This is a genomic window from Microbacterium sp. 22215 (genome assembly GCF_052045655.1).
Classification (GTDB): Bacteria; Actinomycetota; Actinomycetes; order Actinomycetales; family Microbacteriaceae; genus Microbacterium; species Microbacterium phyllosphaerae.
This window is the reverse complement of the sequence record NZ_JBQEPC010000005.1, coordinates 157,360-178,476: the sequence shown is the minus strand read 5'-3', so window position 1 is coordinate 178,476 and position 21,117 is coordinate 157,360. Positions and strand designations below refer to the sequence as shown.

Sequence of the window (21,117 nt, the reverse complement as noted above, 5' to 3'; positions counted from 1 at the left end):
CGACCCCGGCTGGAACTTCGGATGCGGAATCGACCCCGCGTGCCGAGTCGGCGAGCGGTCAGGCTGCGGTGCGGCTCAGGCTGCGGTGCGGCTCAGGCTGCGGTGCGGCTCAGGCGACGGCGGCGGCCTCGGAATCCGCACCGGGCGCGACGGTCTCGACAGGAACAGCAGCCGCGTCGGTGATCCGCGCGGCCATGCCCGCGAAGATGAACCCGTGGAACGGCAGCACGCCCAGCCAGTACAGGCGTCCGAGCAGTCCGCGGGGGAAGAACACGGCGCGCTGCTCGTAGCGTGAGCCGTCGCCGTCGGGCAGCGCCCTCAGCTCGAGCCAGGCCTCGCCCGGCACCTTCATCTCGGCGCGCAGGCGCAGCAGTCCACCGCTCGCGGGCGAGGAGTCGGTCGCCCGCCCCGGCTCTTCGACGGCCTCGACGCGCCAGAAGTCGATCGCGTCACCGACGCGGGCCTCGACCTTGCTGCGACGTCCGCGGCGCAGACCCACCCCTCCGACGAGGCGGTCCATCCACCCGCGCACGGCCCACAGGAACTTCGACGAGTACCAGCCGTTGGATCCGCCGATGCCGATGATCACGCGCCACAGCCCGTCGACCGGTGCGGCGGTCTTCAGCTTGCGGGTGTCGGTGAACACGGTGCGTCCGGCCCAGTCGGGGTCGCTCGGCAGGGGATCGCTCGGAGCGCCCGAGACCTCGGCATCCTGCCAGCTCGTCTCGATCGTGTCGGCATCGACGCGACCCAGCGCCATCGCCACGGCCTTGCGGTAAGGCGTCAGCCCGCCCTCGGGCTTCGGGATCAGGTCGTCGATCGCATGGTCCTTCACGATGCACTCGTTCTGCAGAGACGCCACGAGCGGGCGTGCGATCGAGCGAGGGACCGGGGTCACGAGGTTCACCCAGTGCGATGCCAGCCCGGGGGTCAGCACGGGTAGGGCGGCGATCGCACGCTGACGCAGGCCCGCCTCGAGCGCGTACCCGTTCATCATCTGGCCGTAGCGCAGCACGTCAGGACCGCCGATGTCGACCGCGCGGTTGACGTCGGCATCCACCCGCGCGGCTCCGAGCAGGTAGTGCAGCACGTCGCGCACGGCGATCGGCTGGATGCGGTTTCGCACCCATTTCGGCGCCGGCATGTACGGCAGCACATCGGTGAGGTGGCGGATCATCTCGAAGGATGCCGAGCCCGAGCCGATCACGACCCCGGCCTGCAGCACCAGCGACGGCACGCCGGATTCGAGGAAGATCTCGCCCACGCGCACCCGGGAGCGCAGATGCGGCGAGAGCTTCGCATCCTCGGGGTGCAGGCCGCCCAGGTAGACGATCCGGCGCACGCCGGCCTTGGCCGCGGCATCCGCCACCGTCGTCGCCGCACGCTCGTCGCTCTCTTCGAAGCCCTTGCCGGCGGTCATCGAGTGGATCAGGTAGTAGACGACTTCGACGTCGGCCATGGCCTCGGCCACGGCATCCGCGTCGTCGGCCGAGCCCTCGACGATCTCGCACTCCGCGCCCCAGGGGAAGGATGCCGCGCGTGCGGCGTCTCGGGCGAGAGCGCGCACCCGGTATCCGGCATTGAGGAGCCGCGGGGTGAGGCGCCCTCCGATGTATCCGGTGGCTCCGAGGACGAGCGCGCGGGGCGCGGATCCGTCTTCGCGGGGGAGGGCGCGCAGGGCCTCTTCGTGCCCGGTGGGCTGGGTGAGCTCGGTCATGGGTGAAGCGTAGGCGCAATGCCTGAATATTTCGCTAGGGTGGCAATTCACTAGTTCACCTAGTAATCTTTAGCGCGAGGAAGGTGATCATGTCCAGAGCAACGAATTCCCCCACCCGCGTCTCCCCAGGTTCTTTCGACGCGACGTCTGCGCTCTCGACGGCGGTCAGTCTCGCACCGCTCCCCGCCAGCGAGGCCGTGGGGCGCGCGACCGGTATCGGCCGCGCGCCCCTGGTCACCAAGAAGTCGCCGACGTGGCGAACGGCGGGGATCGTCGGGCTCATCGCCCTGGTCGCCGCCGCGACACTGCCGCTGATCGCCCAGATCCTCATGCTGCCGCTGTGAGCGCACAGCCGCAGACGCCCAGACCAACTGAAGACCACCGCTGATAAGAGAAAGGATCCCCCATGGGACTCGATGACAAGATCAAGAACGCCGCACAGGACCTCGCCGGCAAGGCGAAGGAGGCCGCCGGCAAGGTGACCGACAACGAGAAGCTCGAGGCGGAGGGCCGCGCCGACCAGGCGAAGGCCGACGTCAAGAAGGCCGGCGAGAACGTCAAGGACGCTTTCAACAGCTGAGACCGGCGACACAGTGCGGGGAGGCGGCGAGAGCCGCCTCCCCGCCGTCTGTCCGGCCCGGCCTACGAGGCTGTTCCGGCACGAGAGAGAAGATGACTGCATGTCCGATCCATCGAAGACCGAGAATCTGACCCTGTGGCAGCGACTGCTCCGTCGCCTGCGACCGGCCAAGGGGGATGAACTGCGGCGCCTCACCGTCGAGGACGTCACGGTGGTCGACCGTCCGATGCTCCGCCGCGCCGTCGCGGGCACCGTGGTCGGCAACCTCATGGAGTGGTACGACATCGGCGTCTACGGCTACCTCGCCGTCATCATCGGACGAGCGTTCCTGCCCGATGCGTCGGCCGGGGCGCAGTCGCTGTTCTCGCTCGGCGTCTTCGCCGTGACGTTCGTCGCGCGTCCGCTCGGCGGCATCGTGCTCGGCCAGCTCGGCGACCGGATGGGCCGCCAGCGCGTCCTCGCATTCACGCTCATCATGATGGCCGCAGCGACATTCCTGATCGGTGTCCTCCCCGACTTCTCGGTGATCGGCGTCTGGGCGCCGATCCTGCTGATCGTCCTCAAGCTCGCGCAGGGCTTCTCGACCGGTGGCGAGTATGCCGGCGCCACGACGTTCATCACCGAGTACGCTCCCGACAAGCGCCGCGGCTTCTACGCCTCGCTGCTCGACCTCGGCTCGTACATGGGCTTCGCGATCGGTGCCGCGTTCGTGTCGATCCTGCAGCTCACGCTCTCGGCAGAGGTCATGCAGGGCTTCGCCTGGCGCATCCCGTTCCTCGTCGCGCTGCCCCTCGGACTCATCGCGATCTACTTCCGACTCAAGATCGAAGACACCCCGGCCTTCCAGGAGGCTCAGGACTCGGCGAAGCGCGCGGCGGACGACGCCAAGGAATCCGCGGATGCTCCGAAGGGCGTCATCGCGCTGATCCGCGCGTACTGGCGTGAGCTGCTCACCGCCTTCGTGCTCGTCGCCGCCGCGAACACCGTCGGCTACGCGCTCACGTCGTACATGCCGACGTACCTGACCGGAACCCTCGGCTACGACGAGGTGCACGGCACGCTGCTGACGCTCCCCGTGCTCGTGGCGATGGCGCTCTGCATCCCGCTCACCGGCAAGCTCTCCGACCGCATCGGACGCAAGAGGGTGCTCTTCATCGGCTCGATCTCGGCGATCGTCCTGGCTGTGCCGTCGTTCCTGTTCATGATGCACGGCGAGATCTGGTCGACCCTGCTCGGCCTCGTGCTGCTCGCGTTCCCGGTGACGTTCTACGTCGCGAACCTCGCCTCGTCGCTGCCCGCCCTCTTCCCGACGTCGTCTCGCTACGGCGGCATGGGCATCTCCTACAACCTCGCCGTCGCCCTGTTCGCCGGTACGGCTCCGGTGGTGATGGAGGCGCTCGTGCAGCTGACCGGATCGTCGCTCGCGCCGGCCTTCTACGTGATCGGCACCTCGATCGCCGGCTTCATCGCCGTCGTCGTGCTCAAGGAGTCGGCACGCAGGCCGCTGCCGGGTGCGATGCCGAGCGTGCAGACCGTCGAAGAGGCCGTCGAGCTCGTCGAGACCCAGGAGGAGAACCCCGACCTCGACCTCGACGAGCTCTTCCCCGAGCGCCTCGAGAACGCGGAGTACGTCGCGGAGCTGGCTGAGCAGGCCGAGCAGGCGGAAAAGGCGGAGCAGACCGAGGGGCAGACGGAAGGTCAGTCCGAGAAGGCCTGATCGACCCGTCGGGTGGCCGGCCGATTCTCGGCCGGCCCTCGGCGATCAGTCGTCGGAGGACTCGGACTCTTCGTGCGAGCGGATGACGTCACGCAGCTCCTGGTCGAGATCCGAGGCCTCTTCGATCGCCGAGGTCATCCCGGCGAGGAAGTGCGTGACGATGCCGCGCTCTTCGTCGCTCATCTCGTCGACGAGCGCGAGCATCCGTCGATGCATCGCCCCGAGGGTCTCGCGCACCTCGTCGTCGCTGCTGACGGTCGGAACGACCACGCCGGCGCGGCGATCGGTCGGGTGCGGCTCGCGGCGGGCGTGGCCGCCCTTCTCGAGTCGATCGATCAGAGTGGTCGTCGATGCGGTCGAGATGTCGAGCATGCGGGCGATGTCGATCGGGCGCACGATGCGACCGGCCCGCTGCTCGCGCAGCAGGAAGCGCAGGGCCACCAGGTCGGTCTCGTTCATGCCCATCGACACGCGGGTGCGGGCGCGCATCGCCGTCTCGGCCGCGCGGTAGCGACGCAGCATGTTCAGGACGTCGACCGTGCTGGCGGTGCTCGATTCGGGGTACCAGTAGCCCGAGCGGCCGAACTCCTCAGGCTTCTCCATCACGCCACCTCGCCGTCGTCGCTGCGGGCGTCGTCGGTCGTGCGCTCGTCGAACTCCCGGGAGAGCATCTCGATCGCGCCGGATTCGACCTCTTCGGGGACGATCCGCAGGATGCCGCCGGTGATGGCGTCATGCTCGGCGGAGACGATCTGGTCGAGGCGCCATGAGGGGACGGTCGGGAAGCGTTCCCGCAGGCGATCGAGCATGTCGGAGTACATGATGTACCCCGCATCCTCGAGTGTGAATCGCTCGACCATGTCTTCCCTTCCCGCAGGTATCCATCTTCGCATCCGATCAGAGTCCCTGGTCGCATTGTATTTCGCTAGTCAGCCTGGTTACCTTTTTGTCGAGTATCATGGACGTGTCAGGGGGTGACACATGGCAAGCAGGACCGAGCTGCAGACCACGGCTACCGAACTCGTCGCGCGCGTCGATGAGCTTCGTCGCGCCGAGGCCCAGTTGGGGCGTCGGCTGGCGGCCATGCGCGCGCCGAACGACACCGATCGCGAGGCGATGCGGTTCATCACGGATGCTCCGGCAGACGCACCGGCGACGCCGGGCAGTCTCGCCGCCCACCTGAACGTGAGCACGGCGGCGATCACGAGCCTGCTGCGTCGTCTGCAGGAGCGAGGGCAGATCGTCATCGCGCCGCATCCGGCGGATGCGCGGTCGAAGGTGCTGCGCCCGTCGTTGCGCGATCTCCACTCGCCCGCCGATGAACTCACCCAGCGCGTCGAGTCGATCGCGAGCGAGTTCACGCCCGAGCAGACCGACGCGGTGACCCGCTTCCTGCGCCGCCTCTCGGAGGAGATCAACGACCTTCCTTGAGTCTCGATTGTCATTTAGCTAGGTAACCTAGTAATCTATCTATCAAGCGAACTGTCCGGCTTGAGGAGTGATCATGGGCTACCTGACCTACGGCAACACCGCAGCACCGATCGAGGTCGATGACGAGCTGCTCACGCACCTGCGTCTCGTGATCGTGACAAAGCTCCGACGCAACGAGGCGTTCCCGCTCACGATTCCCCTGGCTGACGGGGTGTCGGAGACGCTCTGGCTGCACGCATCCATCCCGCTGCGTTTCGCGATCGAGGATGAGGCGCCGATCGATCGGCCGCTCATCGTCGCGATGATGAACGCTGCGAGTTCGTCCGGTGGCCTCGATGTCACGCGTGAGGAGTTCGCGCCGTCGGCCGGCGGCGCGCGTCGGCTGCACGCGATGAGTGCGTGACGCATGTCTGTTCGGATCAGAAACGCCGCGAAGGCCGTCGCTGGCGCGAGGATGAGATCGGCATCCCGTCCGCGGGGTCTGTGGGTCGAGGTCGACCCCGGCTTCCATGTCGGCAATGACCGTCGCCAGTTCCTCGGCTCGATCACTGGAACGCCCCTCGAGGGCTTCCGCGCCTTCGGCCCCCAGTCGGACTTCCTCGGGGAGTTCGACGACCTCGATGTGGCGAAGGCCGCTGTGGCCGCAGTGGCGTCGAGCACGGCCGCCTCTGCAGAGGTCGAGCCGCAGTTGAGCTGAGTCTCGGCTTCGTCGGGTTGCGTCTCTCCGCCTGGCGCTCGTCGCGATTTTCCGACCGTGCACGTTGGCGTGTACGGTCGTTGCTATGACTTCGATCGAATCGATTCGACGACCGGCACCGGATCGGGCTTCCCGACGTGCGCGCATCGCCGTCTCGGCGCTGTTCCTGACGAACGGCGCGCTGTTCGCCAACATCCTTCCGCGCTACCCCGAGATCAAATCCGCACTCGGTCTCGACAACGTCGGTTACGGTCTCGCGATCGCGGCGTTCCCCGCCGGAGCGATCGCCGCCGGCCTCCTCGCCGCGGTGCTGATCCGTCGGTTCGGCTCGGCGCGCATCGCCGTGTTCGGCACGATCGCCACGGGTCTCGGTCTGCTCGCCGCCGCCGTCGCGCCCTCCGGCATCCTCTTCGCCGTCGCGCTGCTGCTCGGCGGAGCTTCCGATGCGATCACCGACGTCGCGCAGAACGCGCACGGCCTGCGCGTGCAGCGTCGCTACGGACGCTCGATCATCAACTCGTTCCACGCGATCTGGTCGATCGGCGCGGTGCTCGGCGGCGGAATGGCCGCCGCCGCGATCGCACTGCAGCTGCCCCTCGGCGTGCACCTCGGCATCTCGACCGCGGTATTCGCCGCCGTGGCGTTCACCGCGCTCTGGTTCTGCCTGCCCGGCCGCGACGAAGAGGCGGATGCCGAGGCCACCGCCGAACCCGTCGAGCTGCAGACCGCGGTGCGCCGCGGCGTGAGCCCGCGCATCGTGATGATGGTCATCGCCCTCACGCTCATCGCGATGGCGGGTGCGATCGCCGAGGATGCCGGAAACTCGTGGGCCACGCTGTACCTCAGCGAGTCGCTCGGCGCCGCGGCCGCGATCGCACCGCTCGGCTTCATCGCCCTGGTCGGCGCGCAGTTCATCGGACGGATGCTGGGCGACGGCATGACCGACCGCTTCGGACAGCGCGCGGTCGCCAGGGTCGGCGGTCTGATCGCCGCGGGCGGTATGACCCTCGCCCTGATCTTCCCGAGCGTGCCCGGAACCATCGCGGGCTTCGCGGCGGTCGGCTTCGGCATCGCGACGCTCATCCCCGCGGCCATGCATGCCGCCGACGAGCTGGCTGGACTGAAGCCGGGCGTGGGCCTCACGATCGTGTCGTGGCTGCTGCGGCTCGGCTTCCTGCTCTCGCCACCGTTCGTCGGCTTCATCGCCGACACCCAGAGCCTGCGCGCCGGGCTGATCGTGGCTCCCGCGGCGGCGTTGGTGGCGGTGCTGCTCGCCGGAGTGCTCGAGAAGCGCAGGGTTCGGGAGTAGGAATCACCGGCCTCTACAGTGGTGTGAAGGGGGTCTTCCCGCGCCCTCCCGCGAGTTTTCGCAGTATACGTATTCAATCCTTGGATTTTCCTGGAATATAGGCTTCCCTAAGTCCGTTGCATACGTATACCATCAGCGTCATGGGACACATCAAGCATCGAGCACTGCCGGTACTCGCCCTCGCAGCTGTGGGCATGATCGCCCTCTCCAGCTGCGGCGCCGGGACCCGCACCGACAACGCGAACTCGACAACGGTGTCGTGTGACTACACGGCTCCGGAGGGCAAGACCACGGTCAACGTCCTCGCCTACAACTCCTCGGCGATCGACCCTTTCACCGACACCATGGTGTCGAGCTGTTCGAACGACGACGTGACGCTGAAGCACGACCCGATCGACTTCGGCGGGCAGGTGACCAAGACCACGGCGACGCTCGCCGGCGACTCGGGCACCTACGACATCCTCGAAACCTACGGATTCGTCATCCCGGGCTTTGCCGAAGAGAAGAAGCTCGTTCCGCTGAACGACCTCTGGGACAAGTATGCCGACGACTACGGTCTGGGCGAGATCAGCGAGTCGATGGTGGAGGGCATGTCGTACGACGGCGACATCTACGCCATCCCGATGCAGGCGCAGATGTTCGTCATGGCATACCGCACGGATGTCTTCGACGACCTGGGGCTCGAGGTGCCGACCACCTTCGACGAGATGATCTCCGCCGCCGAGGCGATCCAGGCCGAGGGGCTCATGGACTACCCGATCGCGCTGCCGTGGCTCGCGACGAGCGACGTCTCCACCGGTTTCCAGGCCGCGATGAACTCGCTCGGCGCCGACTTCGTGAACGCCGACGGCGACGTGACGCTCGACGGCCCCGAGGCCAAGCAAGCCGTCGAGGCGATGCTCGCGCTCAAGCCGTACATGGATCCGCAGGTCACGACCTTCGACCAGCCCAAGGTGCAGCAGCAGATGTTCAACGGCACTGCGGCCATGTCGATCATGTTCTCGGGCCGGATGATCGACCTGACGCTGCCGGAGAACTCGAAGCTCTCCGACTCGTTCGGCTTCGCGGGGGCGCCCAAGCTCACGACTGACGCCGACTACTCCTACAACCGCCTGTCGATCGACGGATGGTCGATTCCGTTCAACACGAAGCTCGACCACGACATGCTCTTCCAGATGATGGCCTCGGCCGTCAGCGAAGACGCGTCGACGGCATCCGTTCCGGCGGCCTACCCGGCCCGCGAGGGGATGGTCACCGAAGAGAACTCGCCGTACGGCGCCGCCGCCAACGACTCGATCGCCTCGGCGATGCCGCCGATCGTGTCGCCGGTGCTGGCCGACCTGACGAACGAGATCCGCCCGATCCTCGTCGAGATCCTCAACGGCAACGTCTCCGTCGACGACGGGCTGGCGCAGATGCAGGCAACCGGCGAGTCCTTCGTCGGCTGATCCAGGACCGCCGGTCCGCGGCTGTGGCCTGAGCGCGAGTTCAGGCCACAGCTCGTCCAAGGGAGGACGCTTATGAAGACACGCGAGTTCTGGTTGCTCTTCGCACCGAGCCTGCTGGTGATGGGGGCGCTCCTCGTGCTCCCCCTGGTGCGCACGGTGCAGTGGAGCTTCGAGCAGGTCCGCTACGGCTCACCCGGATCGTTCGTCGGGCTCGACAACTTCGTCTACGCGCTGACTGATCCGCGCTTCCACCGGGCGGTCGCCTTCACCGTGATCGTCACGGTCATCACGACCGTGATCCTGCTCGTGTTCGGGTACATCATCGCGACAGGCGTCAACAGGATCACGACGTCCCGTCCGCTGGTACTCGGCATCCTGCTCGTCTCGTATGTGCTGCCCAACCTCGTGGGGGCTGTGGCGTTCTCGTGGCTGTTCGACGACAGCTTCGGCGGCGTCGTCAACCGGTTCATCGGGTTGATGGGCGGCACCCAGGTGCTCTGGTTCACCGACCAGGTTCCCAACGCGATCCTCGTGATCGCGAACACTGTCTGGTCGATGCTCCCGTTCGCGATGCTGATCATCCTGGCGGGGCTGCAGGGGGTGCCGAACGAACTGAAGGAAGCCGCGAAGATCGACGGAGCGAACGCCTTCCAGACCCACATCAGCGTGATCATCCCGACCATTCGCGGGGTGCTCGGGTTCGTGACGCTGATCACGATCATGGACGTCCTGAGGATGTTCGACAACCTGATCCCCCTGTCGCCGCAGGCGCAGTCGATCGGCAACGAGTCGATCATGCTCTACGTCTACTCGGTCGCCTTCGCCGACGGCGCACAGAACCTCGGCCTCGGCAGCGCGATCAACGTGCTCACCATCGTCCTCATCCTCATCATGCTGATCCCGTTCATCCGGGGCATCTTCAAGGAAGCGAAGGCAGAACGATGAGCCTCACGACCTCCGAGCTCTCCGACTCCGAGCTCTCCACCCGGGCGATCATCACCAGCGGCGCATCGAAGCGCAAGCGGCGCGGACCGAACCGCCCCCCGGTCGTCACCGGACTGCTGCTCGGCATCCTCTGCATCGTGATGCTCAGCCCGTTCATCTGGATGGCGCTGTCGGTCACGAAGCCCACAGACGTCGCGTTCTCGAACCCGCCGGTGTTCTGGGACTACGAGCCCACGCTGCAGGCCTTCGTCAACCTGTGGGAGACGACCTACTTCGCGGACTACCTCGTCAACACCCTCGTGGTCGCCGTCGTCTCGACCGTGCTCGCGCTGGTCATCGGCATCCCCGCGGCGTACGCGCTCTCGAGGTTCCCGAGCTATGTTTCGGCGCTGCTGCTGGTGCTCGCCCTGATCTTCCGGGCGCTCCCGCGCTTCTCGGTCGTCCTGCCGATGTACGACATCAGCCGGGCGCTCGGCATCTACGACACCACGTTCGCGCTGGCGATCGCCCTGGTCGCGATCAACCAGCCGTTCACGATCTGGCTGCTGCGCAACTTCTTCGCCGAGATCCCGAAGGAGCTCGACGAGGCCGCCATGATCGACGGCTGCACCAGGATCGGGATGCTGCGCCGGGTCATGATCCCGCTGATGGGCCCCGGCATCCTGACGGCCGGCATCTTCGTGTTCCTGTTCGCGTTCCAGGAGTACCTGACGGCTCTCGTGCTCACCGACACCTCGTCGAAGACCGTGCCGGTCTTCATCGCCACCCAGCTCGGGCAGACCCTGCCGATGCTGCAACAGGCGGGCGCCGCATCCATGCTGCTCACGATCCCGGTGTTCGTGATCGCGTTCATCGCGCAGAAGTACCTCGTCGCCGGTCTCAGCGACGGCGCTGTGAAGGGCTGACGTGTCGGTCGCGGCCGCGCCCCTCGTGCTGCTCGCGGGTATGAACTGCACGGCCGACCTGTGGGCGGATGCGCGATTCGACGGGGCAGGGTTCGAGGGTGCGATCCGGCCCATGCTGGATCGCCCCTCGATCGCCGAGCAGGTCGCGGCGCTGCTCGACGCGCTTCCCGAGAACTTCGTGCTCGTCGGTCACTCGCTCGGCGGCATCGTCGGCATGGCACTCGCCCTCGCCGCGCCCGAGCGTGTGGCGGGGCTCGTGCTCGTCTCCACGAACGCGAAGGCGCCGACGGAGGCGCAGCGATCGGGATGGGGCGACTGGCTGACCCGACTGGACGCCGGCACTGACGCCCGAGCGCTGCAGCAGAGCATCCTGTCCCCGCTTCTCGGGGAGCGCCTCGTGCGAGACCGACCCGATGTGGTGCAGCGGACTCTGCGTATGGGGGAGGAGACGGGCGCTGAACGGCTGAGGGCTCAACTCGCGATGCAGCTCACCCGCACCGACCTGCTCGCCCGCCTGCCCGAGCTGACGATGCCGACGCTCGTCGTGTCGGGGCTCGACGACGTGATCTGCCCACCGCACTTCCACACCGAGATCGTGTCGGCGATGGCCGACGCGCGGCTCGTGAGTCTGGATGCCGGGCACCTTCTGCCGCTCGAGCGGCCGCGGGAGTTCGGGCGTCTCGTGCGGTCGTGGATGTCGCAGCAGCGATTGGCGGGTGCCGTCGCCTGACGGCGCGCGCGCGTGGACGGCGCGCCCAGTTGAGCGGCGTCTCCTCCTGAGGAGACGTGCGGGTCAGCGCTCGGGGGTTGCCAGCCCGCGCAGATGTGCCATGAGCGACGAGGCGAGGTTGTAGACGACGAGGTCGGCGCCGTCGGAGAACGCCGCGCTCGCCGCATCCCGTGTGCCGACGATGTCCATGCGCAGTGAGCCGGCGCGCGCGAGCGCCGAATGCACGGCCGCGATCGCCTCCGGCACCGGCTGATCGTCGGGACCGGAGCTGGCCGCGAGATCGGCGGGCCCCACCATGATGCCGTCGAGCCTCGTCGTCGAGACGATCGAGTCGACGCTCGCGACCCCTCCCGGCGACTCGATCATGCCGAGCACGAGCGTGTTCTCGAGCCACCAGTCGCGGTGGTCTCGCGGCGCGACGAGGCCGAATCGCCCCGCCCGGCTGTAGGTCGCGAAGCCCCGGTTGCCGACGGGCGGGTACATCGCCGCGTCGACCAGCGCCGCTGCATCCGCCGCCGTGTCGAGGTGGGGAGCGAGGATGCCCTCCGCGCCCTGGTCGAGCACCCGAAGGATCTGCCCGCGATCGCCCTCGCCGACCCGCACGATCACCGGCACTCCGTGCACCTGGGCCAGCGTGATGTGCTGGCGCAGGGCGACGAGGTCGGCCGGTCCGTGCTCGCAGTCGATCAGCACGAAGTCGAACTCGGCGACCGCGAGCATCTCGACGAGCTCCTCCGACGGCATCCGCAGCAAGGCGCCGATCAGTTTCTCGCCGGCGAGCGCGCGAGCACGCAGAGAGGGCATCACGCCACCATGCCCGCCGAGAGATCGACGTCGGCTCCGCACATGCCCGGCATCGCCAGCATCGCGATGACCGCGGCGCCGACCTCGTCCTCCGTCACCATGCGCCCGAGCGCCGCGCGAGAGACGAACGCCTGCTCGGCATCGTCGATGCTCGTGCCCGATCTCGCGGCCTCGAGGCGGAAGTTGCGCTCCATGCGCGGACCCTGCACCGGCCCCGGCGAGAGCGAGTTCACCCGGACCCCGGCCGCCCCGACCTCGAACGCGAGGGTCGAGGTGAGCCCGATCACGGCCATCTTCGACGCGCAGTACGGTGTGCGGTGCGCGAGGGGACGCTTGCCCGAGACGGATGCGACGTTGATCACGTCACCGTCGCCACGCTCGACCATGCCCGGCAGCAGCGCCTTGCAGAGCAGGTAGGTGCCTCGCACGTTCACGGCGAACACCTCGTCCCAGTCGGCGACGTCGATGTCGGTGAGGGCCGCGACGGGGCCGGGGATGCCGGCGTTGTTCACGAGGATCGACACCTCGGTGCCGGCGAGCTGCTCGCGCAGCGCATCGACGGATGCCGCGTCAGACACGTCGCACGTGAGCGCGCGGGCCCGTGCACCGAGCTCATCGACGACGCGACCGAGCTTCTCGGCATCCCTCCCGACGACGACCACCTGCGCACCGGCGGCGTGCAGCGCCCGGGCGATGGCCGCCCCGAGTCCGCTGCCGCCGCCGGTGACCACCGCCGTGCGACCGGTGAGGTCGGTCATCGCGCGTCCGCGCCGACCGCCGCGTGGCTCTCGTCGATCCAGGCGAACTCGGTGCCGGCATGCCGCCAGGCGCGGGCGTCACCCGAGCGGGCGTGGCCCTCGAACAGCTCGACACGGGCGGCGCGACCGCACACCGCGCCGAGCTCGGCCGACGACTGGGTGTTCTGCACCTCCTGGTAGGTGACGGTGCGCAGGTACTTGCCCACCCAGAGTCCGCCCGTGTAGCGAGCGGCGCCGAGGGTCGGAAGCACGTGGTTGGTGCCGATGACCTTGTCGCCGTAGGAGACGCAGGTGTTCTCACCGAGGAACAGGGCGCCGTAGTCGTGCATCCGCGTCAGGGCCTCGCGCGGGTTCTGCGTGAAGATCTGCACGTGCTCGAAGGCGAAGTCGTCGGCGATCCGGTAGGCCTCGTCGAGGTCGTCGGCGACGATCACCTGACCCCAGTCGCGCCAGGCGGGCCCGGCGTAGTCGCGCGTGGGCATACCGGGAAGGATCTTCTCGATCCAGTCCATGACCTCCTCGGCGAGAGCCTGCGACGTGGTCACCAGCACCGCGGGGGAGTCGGGACCGTGCTCGGCCTGCGAGAGCAGATCGACCGCGGTGAAGAACGGATCGGCGTGCTCGTCGGCGACGATGAGGATCTCGGTGGGGCCGGCGAAAAGATCGATGCCGACCTCTCCGAACAGCTGGCGCTTGGCCTCGGCGACGTAGGCGTTGCCGGGGCCGGCGATCATGTTGACGGGGTCGATCGAATCGGTGCCGACGGCCATCGCCGCGACGGCCTGCACGCCACCGAGGATGTAGATCTCGTCGGCGCCGGCCATCTTCATCGCCGCGACCGTCGCGGCGGGGATCTCTCCGCGGATGGGAGGGGTGCACGCGACGACGCGGGGCACGCCCGCGACCTTCGCGGTGATGATCGTCATGTGGGCCGAGGCGGTCAGCGGGTACTTGCCGCCGGGGATGTAGGCCCCGGCCGCCTGCACGGGAACGTGCTTCTGTCCGAGGAAGACCCCGGGCAGCGTCTCGACCTCGATGTCGACGAGCGAATCCCGCTGCGCCTGCGCGAAGCGGCGCACCTGGCTCTGCACGAACTCGATGTCGGTGATCACCTGCGGGTCGAGGGTGGCGATGATCTCGCTGATCTCGTCATCGGACAGTCGATAGGAGTCGCGGCTCCAGTTGTCGAACTGTTCCGCGTACCGCCGCACTGCGGTGTCGCCGTTCTCCCGGATGTCGCCGATGATCCCCCTCACGCGCTCGGCGACATCCTGCTGAGCGGTGTCCGCGAACGTCTTCGTCGGCGCGGTCTTCAGATGCAGGGGCATGGCCCTTCCTTTCATTGCATACGTATGTGCTGATTATGACCGCGTATGCATCGGGGCGTCAAGGGCGGTAGAATCCGTGAGATCGAGGGGGAGGCGCCAGATGGTGGTCACAAGTCGCGATGTGGCTCGCTTGGCGGGTGTCTCGCAGCCGACGGTCTCTCGGGCACTGCGCGACGATGCGCGGGTGTCCGAGGCGACCAAGCTCCGGGTGCGAGAGGCCGCGCAGCTGCTGGGCTACGTGCCGAGCGAGGCGGGCAGGGCTCTGTCATCCGGTCGTACCCGCCGCATCGGCCTGCTGCTCACCGATCTCGACAACCAGTTCTATTCGCACATCATCGCCCCGGTGCACCGGGAGCTCGAGGCGCTCGGGTATCAGCTGATGCTGCACACCGAGTCGGCCGACAACGACACGATCGTCGAACGTCTGCTGGCGAACGGCCTCGACGGCGTCATCCTGGCGACCACCACGGTCGAGTCCGTCGCTCCCCTGCGTCTCAAGGATCGCGGCCTGCCGTTCGTCTACTTCAACCGCACCGGATCCTTCGTCGAGGCGGATGCCACGGTGGTCGACCCCGCTCCCGGGTACCGCGAGGTGGTCAGACGTGCGGTCGAGCTGGGGCACGCGAGAGCCGGTGCCGTGCTCGGGCCGAGCAACACCAGCACCGCGCAGAGCCGCGAGGCCGCGCTGCGCGAGGCGCTCGTGGCGGAGGGTGTGGTGCTGCACGAGGCGGATGTCCGGCGCGTCCCGTACGGTGCCGCCGAAGGAGAGGCCGCCGCGACCGAGATCCTCGCGGTGCCGGATCGGCCGACGCTGCTGTTCTGCGGCAACGATGTCGTCGCCTACGGAGCCCTGAACGCCGCGCACCGAGCCGGGCTCCGCGTGCCCGAAGACCTCTCGATCGTGGGCTTCGACGACCTGCCCGAAGCGGCGTGGCCGATCATCGACCTGGCGACCATCGGCTACGACATCGCCGGAATGGCGCGTGCCGCGGCTGGCCTGATCGTGCGCCGCATCGAGGATCCGGACGCCCCCCTCGAGAACACGCGCTTCGAATCCGCCTTCGTGCCGCGGCGCACCCTGGCTGCCGCGCACACCGCCTGACGCCTCCACCGCGGAATGATCACCGTGTGCGCAGGATCTTCTCTTGCGCTGGTTTGTGCATACGCATACACTGACGAAGACGGAGCCAGCGATCACCGATGAACCGCAGCTTCGCATCCTGAAGGAGTGAAAAGCGTGTCTCTCGACCCGGTTGCCTATCTGCCGTACCAAGACCCCGACGACTTCATCCGCGAGGTCACCGATCTGATCTGGGTCGATCGGTCGATCAGCTTCATCCGCGAAAACTACGAACCCGACTCGATCGTGCACGGCGCCTACGGCACCTCCACGACGCGTCAGGAGGTCATCGAGGGCACGCTCATGCGCATCTCGGCGACTCCCGATCGCACCGGCCAGGCCGAGGACGTGATCTGGGAAGCCCGTGGAGACGACGCGTTCCTCAGCTCGCACCTCGTGCTCTCCGGACACCTGCAGACCTCCTCCCACAGCCGTACGATCGCCAACTGCCTCTACCGCAAGGGCCGCATGGTCGAGGAGTGGGTGGTGCGCGACTCGCTCGCCGGTGCGCTCGAGAGCGGCCTCGACCTCGACGAGCTGGCCCGTGCGCAGGCGTTCCGCGGGTACACGGGCTCGTGGACCGAGCCGGCGCCGTCCGATCCGATCGCGAAGGGCGACTCGGGCGTCCGCCCCGACGACTACCGCTCCGAGGTCGAGACCGTGATCGACATGATCCAGACGGTGTGGAACGAGCGCGATCTGCAGAAGGTCGAGAAGTTCTTCCACCGCGACCTCGTGCTGCTGACGGTCGGCAACCGCGTCGTCATCCGACCCGAGGGCTACCGCCGCGCGCTGCTGCGGTTCCTCGAGTCGTTCCCCGGTGGGCAGTTCGAGATCCGCGACATCCAGACCAACTACGACGTGCGGTACGCGGGCCTCCGGGTCGCCGTCACGTGGAAGTTCGTCGGCGACTACAACGGCGTCCCCAACTACGGCAGCCTCACCGGCAAGCCCGTCGACGTGCTCGGCATCTCGCAGTTCACGTTCCACCAGGGAGCGCTCGTCAAAGAGGTGCGGCTGTGGGACGACATCGCCCTGCGCGCCCAGATCGCGGGTCTCCGCGGCGACGAGCCCGCGGCCTTCAGCAACATCTACTGATCAGCGACTGATCGACAGGAGAAGAAGAAATGAGCAACGCCATCGTCGACCAGGTCGACGTCATCGTCGATGCAGACGAGATCGCACGCCGCACCATCCGCCGTTCCGACTGGGTGCCGTGCAACTCGGCCTTCATCGACTGCCGGACCCCGGGTTCTGACCGCAAGGAGAACTACTCCTTCATCGGGGCGGGTGTCTCGCAGAACGCGAGCCAGTACGTGAACCTGGAGATGAACCACGGCTTCAACACCGGCGCCGCCGGCATGCCGAACGGCATCTCGAACAACCTGCACCTGCACTTCACCGCCGAGGTCTTCATCAACCTCGGTGGCGAGTTCCGGCTCCGCTGGGGTGTCGACGGCAAGCAGGGCGAGTACATCAGCCATGACGGCGACATCGTCACGATCCCCACGTGGATCTTCCGCGGCTTCACCAACGAGGGTCCGGATGACGGCATCCTCTACACGGTGCTCGGTCGCGACGACAACGGCGGCATCATCTGGGGTCCTTCGGTGCTGCGTGAGGCGGAGTCGTACGGGCTGCACCTCACGGCCGACAACAAGCTCATCGACACGGTCGCGGGCGATGTGCTGCCCGACGATGTGCCGCTGATCACGCCGATGAAGCAGCACTACATCGACGAGCTGACGACCTACACGGTCGAGGACATGCGTTCGCGCGTGATCCAGCCGGGCGACCGGAAGTACTCGGCGGCGGCGCTGCTGTGCGCCGCGGTCGACGGGGGCCGCGTCGAGCTCGCCACCGCCATCGGCTACGGCATGAGCGAGAACCGTCGCCAGGTGCCGAACGTCACCGAGCCCCACTCGTTCAACCTCGCATGGGTGCGTGCCGAGGCCGGCCAGGGTGTGCTGCGCCACCGCCACGACAAGACGCAGGCGCTGCTGTTCAAGACCGGACGCTGGGAGGTCACCCTCAACGGCGACCCGTCGACCGCGGTCACGCTCGGCGCGGGCGACACGTTCTCGGTGCCCGAGGGCAGCTGGCGCTCGTACGTGTGCGTCGAAGGCGACGAGACCGGCACCGGAACCGTGCTCGTGATCAACGGCGGCGACGACCGCGTCTACCTCGAGTGGGCTCCGGAGGTCATCGAGGCCGCCGCGGTCGCCGACTGGACCATCGACCCCAACGGCTACCTGGCCCCGCTCGGGGTGATGGTCACCGCCACCGAAGATGACTGAGACTGACGGGGCGCGAGGAGCTTCCNTCGCGCCCCGGCGTCTCCGCCGGACAGCCGGATGCTGCGGGGCTGCGCGTCGCGGCGGTGTCGCCCGAGATCGTCATCGGCGATCTCGACGGCAACCTCGACCGCATCCGCTCGGCGATCTCGGCGGCCGCTCGTCGCGGGGCGCAGCTGATCGTGCTGCCGGAGCTCGCCACGAGCGGGTACGTGTTCGCGGATCGAGACGAGGCGCGGGGCGCGGCGATGAGCGCCGATGATCCGCGCTGGGCATCGGTGCAGGGTGCGATTCCCGCGGATGCCGTCGTCGTGGTCGGGTACGCGGAGACCGCCGGCGACCTGCTGTTCAACACGGCCGCTGTGCTCACCCGCGACGCGCGCCTGGCCGACTACCGCAAGGCTCACCTGTGGGGATCCGAGAAGCTGGTCTTCGACAGTGGGGCGGAGGCGGGCCTCGTGATCGATGCGCCGTTCGGCCGACTCGGCGTGGCGCTCTGCTACGACAACGAGTTCCCCGAGGTGCCCCGCCGTCTCGCGCTCGCGGGCGCCGACGTGCTCGCGCTTCCGGTCAACTGGCCGCTCGTGTCTCGTCCTGAGGGCGAGCATGCGCCTGAGCTGATCCAGGCGATGGCGGCGGCCCGATCATCCCGGCTGCCGGTGGTGATCGCCGACCGGTGGGGATCCGAGCGCGGGGTGGACTGGACCGACGGCACGGCGATCATCGACGAGCAGGGCTGGATCGTCGCGTTCCGGGCCGTGATGGGGGCGACCGCCGTGCTGTCGCTCGATGCCGTCCGCAGCAAGGCGCTCCCGCCACACAACGATCTGTTCGCCGACCGTCGGGCCGACCTGTACTGAGCGGCTCCCCGGGGAGTGGTCAGCCGAGAGCCGTGCGCCCCTGGTGCTCGGGCAGGCGTTCGCGCAGCATCCGCTCCGCCAGCTCGGCGAGCTTCTGGGTCGCCGGCGAGAGCAGCACGCCTTGACGCTGCACGAGGGCGATCGTGTCGTGCATCGGTTCGGCGAACGGGAACGTGCAGATGCCGGTGGGAAACGCCTCGGACTCCGCGATGGACCGAGACACGATCGTGTCGGCCGTGCCCGCGGCGACCAGGCTGAGCGCCGTCTCGACGTGCTCGACTTCGACGGCGGGCTCGATCGTGAGGCCCCGCAGTCGGGCCCGTTCGAGAAGCTGGCGCCGCGTCGGGTCGTCCCATCCGGCGAACGCGTCGTAGAGCACGAGCTTGGCGTCGGCGACCTCATCGATCGTGACCGCCGGGGCATCGGGCTCGCGGGTGGTCGAGGCATAGAGCACCTCGTCGCGGAAGAGGGGGCGCACGTCGAGGCCGTCCTCGTCGACGGGCAGCACGAGCAGGCCGGCCTCGAGCTCGCCCGCGGCGATCGAACGTGCGACGTGCGCGGAGTTGATGCCGACCAGGCGCAGCCGCACGTTCGGATGCCGGTGGTGGAAGGTCTCGGCGAGGTCGGCGAGCGCGTAGTATGCCGCGTTGCGCAGCACGCCGAAGGTGCAGGTGCCGCGCTCGAGCGACGCCAGCGCCTGGATCGTGTCGATGCCGTTCTGCACCGCGCTCACCGCCTGTGCGGCGTGCGGTCGCAGTTCGAGCGCCGCCGCCGTCGGCACGAGACGCCTGCTGCCGCGGGCGAAGAGCGTGGTGCCGAGCTCGCGCTCGAGCCGCGCGACCAGCTCGGAGACGGATGCCTGTGTCATGCCGAGGCTCTTCGCCGCCGCCGTGAACGAACCGTCATCGAGTGCGGCGAGGAAGGCGGTCAGCTGCGTGATTGTCACACCCAATGGTAAACCCGATGGTCATCTCAGGATCATCAGGGTTGTCTCGTGGATGCCACGGATCTAGCCTTCCTGCATGCGTTACTCCTCAGCAGTGCTCGCCCGCTTCGACGGCGATTTCCACCACCTCAAGACCCCGCTCATCGATGCACCGGCCGCGCAGCGCGACCCCGCGGTGATCGAGACCGTGACGAGCATGCTCGCCGACATCCGAGAGCGTGGCCTCGATGCCGTGCTCGACTACGCCAGGAAGCTCGACAACTACCAGGGCGCCGACATCGAGCTCACCGCCGAGCAGATCGCGAGCAGTGGAGACCGGCTCGACCCGGATCTGCGTGCGGCGATCGAACTGGGCGCCGAGCGGACGCAGGCGTTCGCTCGCGCCTCCCGCGAGCACCTGACCGACTTCGAGACCGAGTTCGTTCCCGGCATCGTGACCGGCGCCAAGTACATCCCGGTCTCACGCGTCGGTGCGTACCTGCCCGCCGGGCGCTTCCCGCTCACGGCCAGCGCGTTCATGACGGTCGGCGTCGCCAAGGCCGCCGGTGTGCCGACCGTGATCGCCTGCACGCCTCCGCAGCCCGACGGCGGAGCTAATGACGCCGTCGTCTACGCAGCCCACCTCTCTGGCGTCGACCGTGTGTTCGTGATCGGCGGAGTGCAAGCGCTCGCCGCGATGGCCTACGGGCTGCTCGGAGACCTGCCCGTCGACATGCTCGTCGGAGCCGGCAACGCCTTCGTCGCCGAGGCCAAGCGCCAGCTGTTCGGCACGGTCGCGATCGACCTGCTCGCGGGCCCGAGCGAGGTCGCCGTCATCTCGGACGAGACCGCAGACCCGGTGCTCGTCGCCGCCGATCTGCTGGGTCAGGCCGAGCACGGGCCGAACTCTCCTGCGGCGCTCATCACGACCTCCGAAGAGCACGGTCACGCCGTGATCGCCGAGATCGAACGACAGCTCGAGACGCTGGCGACCGTCGACATCGCGGGTGCCGCCTGGCGTGACTACGGCGTCGTCACAGTCGCGAAGGACCGCGAGACCGCCGCGGCGCTCATGGACGATCTCGCGCCCGAGCACCTCGAACTGCTGACAGCCGACGACGATTGGTACCACGAGAATCTGCGCAACTACGGCTCGATCTTCCTCGGGCCCTGGAGCACCGTCGCGTACTCCGACAAGGGCATGGCAGGCACGAACCACGTGCTGCCGACGGCCGGTGGCGCCAAGCACAGCGCGGGCCTCTCGGTCTCGCGCTTCCTCAAGCCGCTCACCTATCAGCGCATCAGCCGCGAGGCGACGCCCGAGCTCGCGAACGCCGTGCAGGTGATCTCCGATTCCGAGGGGATGGCCGCGCACAGCGCGACCGCCACGCTGCGGTTGGATCGCCTCGCCTGACTCCTGGGGGATCCGCCTCCGGGGGCCTGTTCCGACGCCGACGGGTCGGTCGGTGCCGGATGCAGGGCCGAATGACAGATGCAGGGCGAGATCACCGATCTCGCCCTGCATCCGTTCTTTCGCCCTGCAGGTGTT

General features: G+C 68.1%; 23 protein-coding genes. 16 read left to right on the top strand and 7 right to left on the bottom strand.

Annotated elements, in window-relative coordinates; all coding sequences use genetic code 11:
• Nucleotides 1-109: 109 nt before the first annotated feature.
• Complete coding sequence (locus tag ACTJKH_RS10510) at nucleotides 110-1,717, bottom strand: SDR family oxidoreductase (protein WP_440736852.1); 1,608 nt, start codon at nucleotides 1,715-1,717, stop codon at nucleotides 110-112.
• An 89-nt stretch (nucleotides 1,718-1,806) separates the two neighbouring features.
• Here ACTJKH_RS10510 and ACTJKH_RS10505 point away from each other — a divergent pair, with 89 nt between their 5' ends.
• The 3 genes from ACTJKH_RS10505 (at nucleotide 1,807) to ACTJKH_RS10495 (ending at nucleotide 4,014) form a co-directional block, all read left to right on the top strand.
• A complete protein-coding gene (locus ACTJKH_RS10505; RefSeq protein WP_440736851.1) occupies nucleotides 1,807-2,061 on the top strand; it encodes a hypothetical protein in 255 nt (84 codons plus the stop codon).
• Between the two features lie 62 nt (nucleotides 2,062-2,123).
• A complete protein-coding gene (locus ACTJKH_RS10500) occupies nucleotides 2,124-2,297 on the top strand; it encodes a CsbD family protein (protein ID WP_210096689.1) in 174 nt (57 codons plus the stop codon).
• 100 nt (nucleotides 2,298-2,397) lie between these two features.
• Nucleotides 2,398-4,014, top strand: a complete 1,617-nt coding sequence (locus ACTJKH_RS10495; RefSeq protein ID WP_440736850.1) for an MFS transporter — start codon at nucleotides 2,398-2,400, stop codon at nucleotides 4,012-4,014.
• Between the two features lie 45 nt (nucleotides 4,015-4,059).
• Here the strand turns inward: ACTJKH_RS10495 and ACTJKH_RS10490 are convergent, their stop codons facing one another.
• Nucleotides 4,060-4,617, bottom strand: a complete 558-nt coding sequence (locus ACTJKH_RS10490) for a MarR family winged helix-turn-helix transcriptional regulator (RefSeq protein WP_210096690.1) — start codon at nucleotides 4,615-4,617, stop codon at nucleotides 4,060-4,062.
• Entirely contained in the window at nucleotides 4,617-4,874 is a 258-nt protein-coding gene (locus ACTJKH_RS10485; protein WP_440736849.1) for a hypothetical protein, read from the bottom strand. The genes ACTJKH_RS10490 and ACTJKH_RS10485 overlap by 1 nt, the downstream gene beginning before the upstream one ends.
• Before the next feature lie 121 nt (nucleotides 4,875-4,995).
• Between ACTJKH_RS10485 and ACTJKH_RS10480 the strand changes: the two genes are divergently transcribed.
• The 8 genes from ACTJKH_RS10480 to ACTJKH_RS10445 all read left to right on the top strand — a co-directional run bounded on the left by ACTJKH_RS10480 (nucleotide 4,996) and on the right by ACTJKH_RS10445 (nucleotide 11,479).
• On the top strand, nucleotides 4,996-5,445 hold the full coding sequence (locus tag ACTJKH_RS10480; protein ID WP_440736848.1) for a MarR family winged helix-turn-helix transcriptional regulator: 450 nt from the start codon (nucleotides 4,996-4,998) through the stop codon (nucleotides 5,443-5,445).
• A gap of 73 nt (nucleotides 5,446-5,518) precedes the next feature.
• Nucleotides 5,519-5,848: a DUF7882 family protein gene (locus ACTJKH_RS10475; RefSeq protein WP_440736847.1), complete on the top strand. Its 330-nt coding sequence runs from the start codon at nucleotides 5,519-5,521 to the stop codon at nucleotides 5,846-5,848.
• 51 nt (nucleotides 5,849-5,899) lie between these two features.
• On the top strand, nucleotides 5,900-6,142 hold the full coding sequence (locus ACTJKH_RS10470) for a hypothetical protein (protein WP_440736846.1): 243 nt from the start codon (nucleotides 5,900-5,902) through the stop codon (nucleotides 6,140-6,142).
• Between the two features lie 85 nt (nucleotides 6,143-6,227).
• A complete protein-coding gene (locus tag ACTJKH_RS10465) occupies nucleotides 6,228-7,451 on the top strand; it encodes an MFS transporter (protein ID WP_440736845.1) in 1,224 nt (407 codons plus the stop codon).
• Nucleotides 7,452-7,591: 140 nt separating this feature from the next.
• A complete protein-coding gene (locus tag ACTJKH_RS10460) occupies nucleotides 7,592-8,899 on the top strand; it encodes an ABC transporter substrate-binding protein (protein ID WP_042537269.1) in 1,308 nt (435 codons plus the stop codon).
• Between the two features lie 72 nt (nucleotides 8,900-8,971).
• On the top strand, nucleotides 8,972-9,844 hold the full coding sequence (locus tag ACTJKH_RS10455) for a carbohydrate ABC transporter permease (protein WP_042537267.1): 873 nt from the start codon (nucleotides 8,972-8,974) through the stop codon (nucleotides 9,842-9,844).
• A complete protein-coding gene (locus ACTJKH_RS10450; protein WP_367822134.1) occupies nucleotides 9,841-10,749 on the top strand; it encodes a carbohydrate ABC transporter permease in 909 nt (302 codons plus the stop codon). The genes ACTJKH_RS10455 and ACTJKH_RS10450 overlap by 4 nt, the downstream gene beginning before the upstream one ends.
• A 1-nt stretch (nucleotide 10,750) precedes the next feature.
• Nucleotides 10,751-11,479, top strand: a complete 729-nt coding sequence (locus ACTJKH_RS10445) for an alpha/beta fold hydrolase (protein WP_440736844.1) — start codon at nucleotides 10,751-10,753, stop codon at nucleotides 11,477-11,479.
• Nucleotides 11,480-11,542: 63 nt separating this feature from the next.
• Here ACTJKH_RS10445 and ACTJKH_RS10440 read toward each other — a convergent pair whose 3' ends face one another.
• Genes ACTJKH_RS10440 through hisD (ACTJKH_RS10430) form a run of 3 tightly spaced genes read right to left on the bottom strand, consistent with a single transcriptional unit; the run spans nucleotide 11,543 to nucleotide 14,369 of the window.
• Nucleotides 11,543-12,283: an HpcH/HpaI aldolase family protein gene (locus ACTJKH_RS10440; RefSeq protein WP_440736843.1), complete on the bottom strand. Its 741-nt coding sequence runs from the start codon at nucleotides 12,281-12,283 to the stop codon at nucleotides 11,543-11,545.
• Nucleotides 12,283-13,041 (bottom strand): SDR family NAD(P)-dependent oxidoreductase, encoded by a 759-nt coding sequence (locus tag ACTJKH_RS10435; RefSeq protein WP_440736842.1) that lies wholly within the window; start codon nucleotides 13,039-13,041, stop codon nucleotides 12,283-12,285. The genes ACTJKH_RS10440 and ACTJKH_RS10435 overlap by 1 nt, the downstream gene beginning before the upstream one ends.
• On the bottom strand, nucleotides 13,038-14,369 hold the full coding sequence (hisD, locus tag ACTJKH_RS10430) for a histidinol dehydrogenase (RefSeq protein WP_440736841.1): 1,332 nt from the start codon (nucleotides 14,367-14,369) through the stop codon (nucleotides 13,038-13,040). The genes ACTJKH_RS10435 and hisD (ACTJKH_RS10430) overlap by 4 nt, the downstream gene beginning before the upstream one ends.
• A gap of 100 nt (nucleotides 14,370-14,469) precedes the next feature.
• Here hisD (ACTJKH_RS10430) and ACTJKH_RS10425 point away from each other — a divergent pair, with 100 nt between their 5' ends.
• The 4 genes from ACTJKH_RS10425 to ACTJKH_RS10410 all read left to right on the top strand — a co-directional run bounded on the left by ACTJKH_RS10425 (nucleotide 14,470) and on the right by ACTJKH_RS10410 (nucleotide 18,643).
• Nucleotides 14,470-15,471, top strand: coding sequence for a LacI family DNA-binding transcriptional regulator (locus ACTJKH_RS10425; RefSeq protein WP_440736840.1), 1,002 nt, complete (start codon nucleotides 14,470-14,472; stop codon nucleotides 15,469-15,471).
• Nucleotides 15,472-15,606: 135 nt separating this feature from the next.
• Nucleotides 15,607-16,587 carry an ester cyclase gene (locus tag ACTJKH_RS10420; protein ID WP_440736839.1) on the top strand — a complete coding sequence of 327 codons (981 nt, stop codon included), beginning with the start codon at nucleotides 15,607-15,609 and terminating at the stop codon, nucleotides 16,585-16,587.
• 29 nt (nucleotides 16,588-16,616) lie between these two features.
• Nucleotides 16,617-17,786: a hypothetical protein gene (locus ACTJKH_RS10415; RefSeq protein ID WP_440736838.1), complete on the top strand. Its 1,170-nt coding sequence runs from the start codon at nucleotides 16,617-16,619 to the stop codon at nucleotides 17,784-17,786.
• 83 nt (nucleotides 17,787-17,869) lie between these two features.
• A complete protein-coding gene (locus ACTJKH_RS10410) occupies nucleotides 17,870-18,643 on the top strand; it encodes a nitrilase-related carbon-nitrogen hydrolase (protein ID WP_440736837.1) in 774 nt (257 codons plus the stop codon).
• Nucleotides 18,644-18,662: 19 nt separating this feature from the next.
• On the opposite strand, the gene ACTJKH_RS10405 is transcribed toward ACTJKH_RS10410, so the two are convergent.
• Nucleotides 18,663-19,589, bottom strand: coding sequence for a LysR family transcriptional regulator (locus tag ACTJKH_RS10405; RefSeq protein WP_440736836.1), 927 nt, complete (start codon nucleotides 19,587-19,589; stop codon nucleotides 18,663-18,665).
• A 76-nt stretch (nucleotides 19,590-19,665) separates the two neighbouring features.
• Between ACTJKH_RS10405 and hisD (ACTJKH_RS10400) the strand changes: the two genes are divergently transcribed.
• Nucleotides 19,666-20,982 (top strand): histidinol dehydrogenase, encoded by a 1,317-nt coding sequence (hisD, locus tag ACTJKH_RS10400; protein WP_440736835.1) that lies wholly within the window; start codon nucleotides 19,666-19,668, stop codon nucleotides 20,980-20,982.
• Nucleotides 20,983-21,117 lie beyond the last annotated feature (135 nt).

Excerpts from the sequence above, each read along its gene's own strand:
- ACTJKH_RS10510 (WP_440736852.1), bottom strand. The coding sequence starts at position 1,717 with ATGACCGAGCTCACCCAGCCCACCGGGCACGAAGAGGCCCTGCGCGCC.
- ACTJKH_RS10505 (WP_440736851.1), top strand. The coding sequence starts at position 1,807 with ATGTCCAGAGCAACGAATTCCCCCACCCGCGTCTCCCCAGGTTCTTTC.
- ACTJKH_RS10500 (WP_210096689.1), top strand. The coding sequence starts at position 2,124 with ATGGGACTCGATGACAAGATCAAGAACGCCGCACAGGACCTCGCCGGC.
- ACTJKH_RS10495 (WP_440736850.1), top strand. The coding sequence starts at position 2,398 with ATGTCCGATCCATCGAAGACCGAGAATCTGACCCTGTGGCAGCGACTG.
- ACTJKH_RS10490 (WP_210096690.1), bottom strand. The coding sequence starts at position 4,617 with ATGGAGAAGCCTGAGGAGTTCGGCCGCTCGGGCTACTGGTACCCCGAA.
- ACTJKH_RS10485 (WP_440736849.1), bottom strand. The coding sequence starts at position 4,874 with ATGGTCGAGCGATTCACACTCGAGGATGCGGGGTACATCATGTACTCC.
- ACTJKH_RS10480 (WP_440736848.1), top strand. The coding sequence starts at position 4,996 with ATGGCAAGCAGGACCGAGCTGCAGACCACGGCTACCGAACTCGTCGCG.
- ACTJKH_RS10475 (WP_440736847.1), top strand. The coding sequence starts at position 5,519 with ATGGGCTACCTGACCTACGGCAACACCGCAGCACCGATCGAGGTCGAT.
- ACTJKH_RS10470 (WP_440736846.1), top strand. The coding sequence starts at position 5,900 with ATGAGATCGGCATCCCGTCCGCGGGGTCTGTGGGTCGAGGTCGACCCC.
- ACTJKH_RS10465 (WP_440736845.1), top strand. The coding sequence starts at position 6,228 with ATGACTTCGATCGAATCGATTCGACGACCGGCACCGGATCGGGCTTCC.
- ACTJKH_RS10460 (WP_042537269.1), top strand. The coding sequence starts at position 7,592 with ATGGGACACATCAAGCATCGAGCACTGCCGGTACTCGCCCTCGCAGCT.
- ACTJKH_RS10455 (WP_042537267.1), top strand. The coding sequence starts at position 8,972 with ATGAAGACACGCGAGTTCTGGTTGCTCTTCGCACCGAGCCTGCTGGTG.
- ACTJKH_RS10450 (WP_367822134.1), top strand. The coding sequence starts at position 9,841 with ATGAGCCTCACGACCTCCGAGCTCTCCGACTCCGAGCTCTCCACCCGG.
- ACTJKH_RS10440 (WP_440736843.1), bottom strand. The coding sequence starts at position 12,283 with ATGCCCTCTCTGCGTGCTCGCGCGCTCGCCGGCGAGAAACTGATCGGC.
- ACTJKH_RS10435 (WP_440736842.1), bottom strand. The coding sequence starts at position 13,041 with ATGACCGACCTCACCGGTCGCACGGCGGTGGTCACCGGCGGCGGCAGC.
- hisD (WP_440736841.1), bottom strand. The coding sequence starts at position 14,369 with ATGCCCCTGCATCTGAAGACCGCGCCGACGAAGACGTTCGCGGACACC.
- ACTJKH_RS10425 (WP_440736840.1), top strand. The coding sequence starts at position 14,470 with ATGGTGGTCACAAGTCGCGATGTGGCTCGCTTGGCGGGTGTCTCGCAG.
- ACTJKH_RS10415 (WP_440736838.1), top strand. The coding sequence starts at position 16,617 with ATGAGCAACGCCATCGTCGACCAGGTCGACGTCATCGTCGATGCAGAC.
- hisD (WP_440736835.1), top strand. The coding sequence starts at position 19,666 with ATGCGTTACTCCTCAGCAGTGCTCGCCCGCTTCGACGGCGATTTCCAC.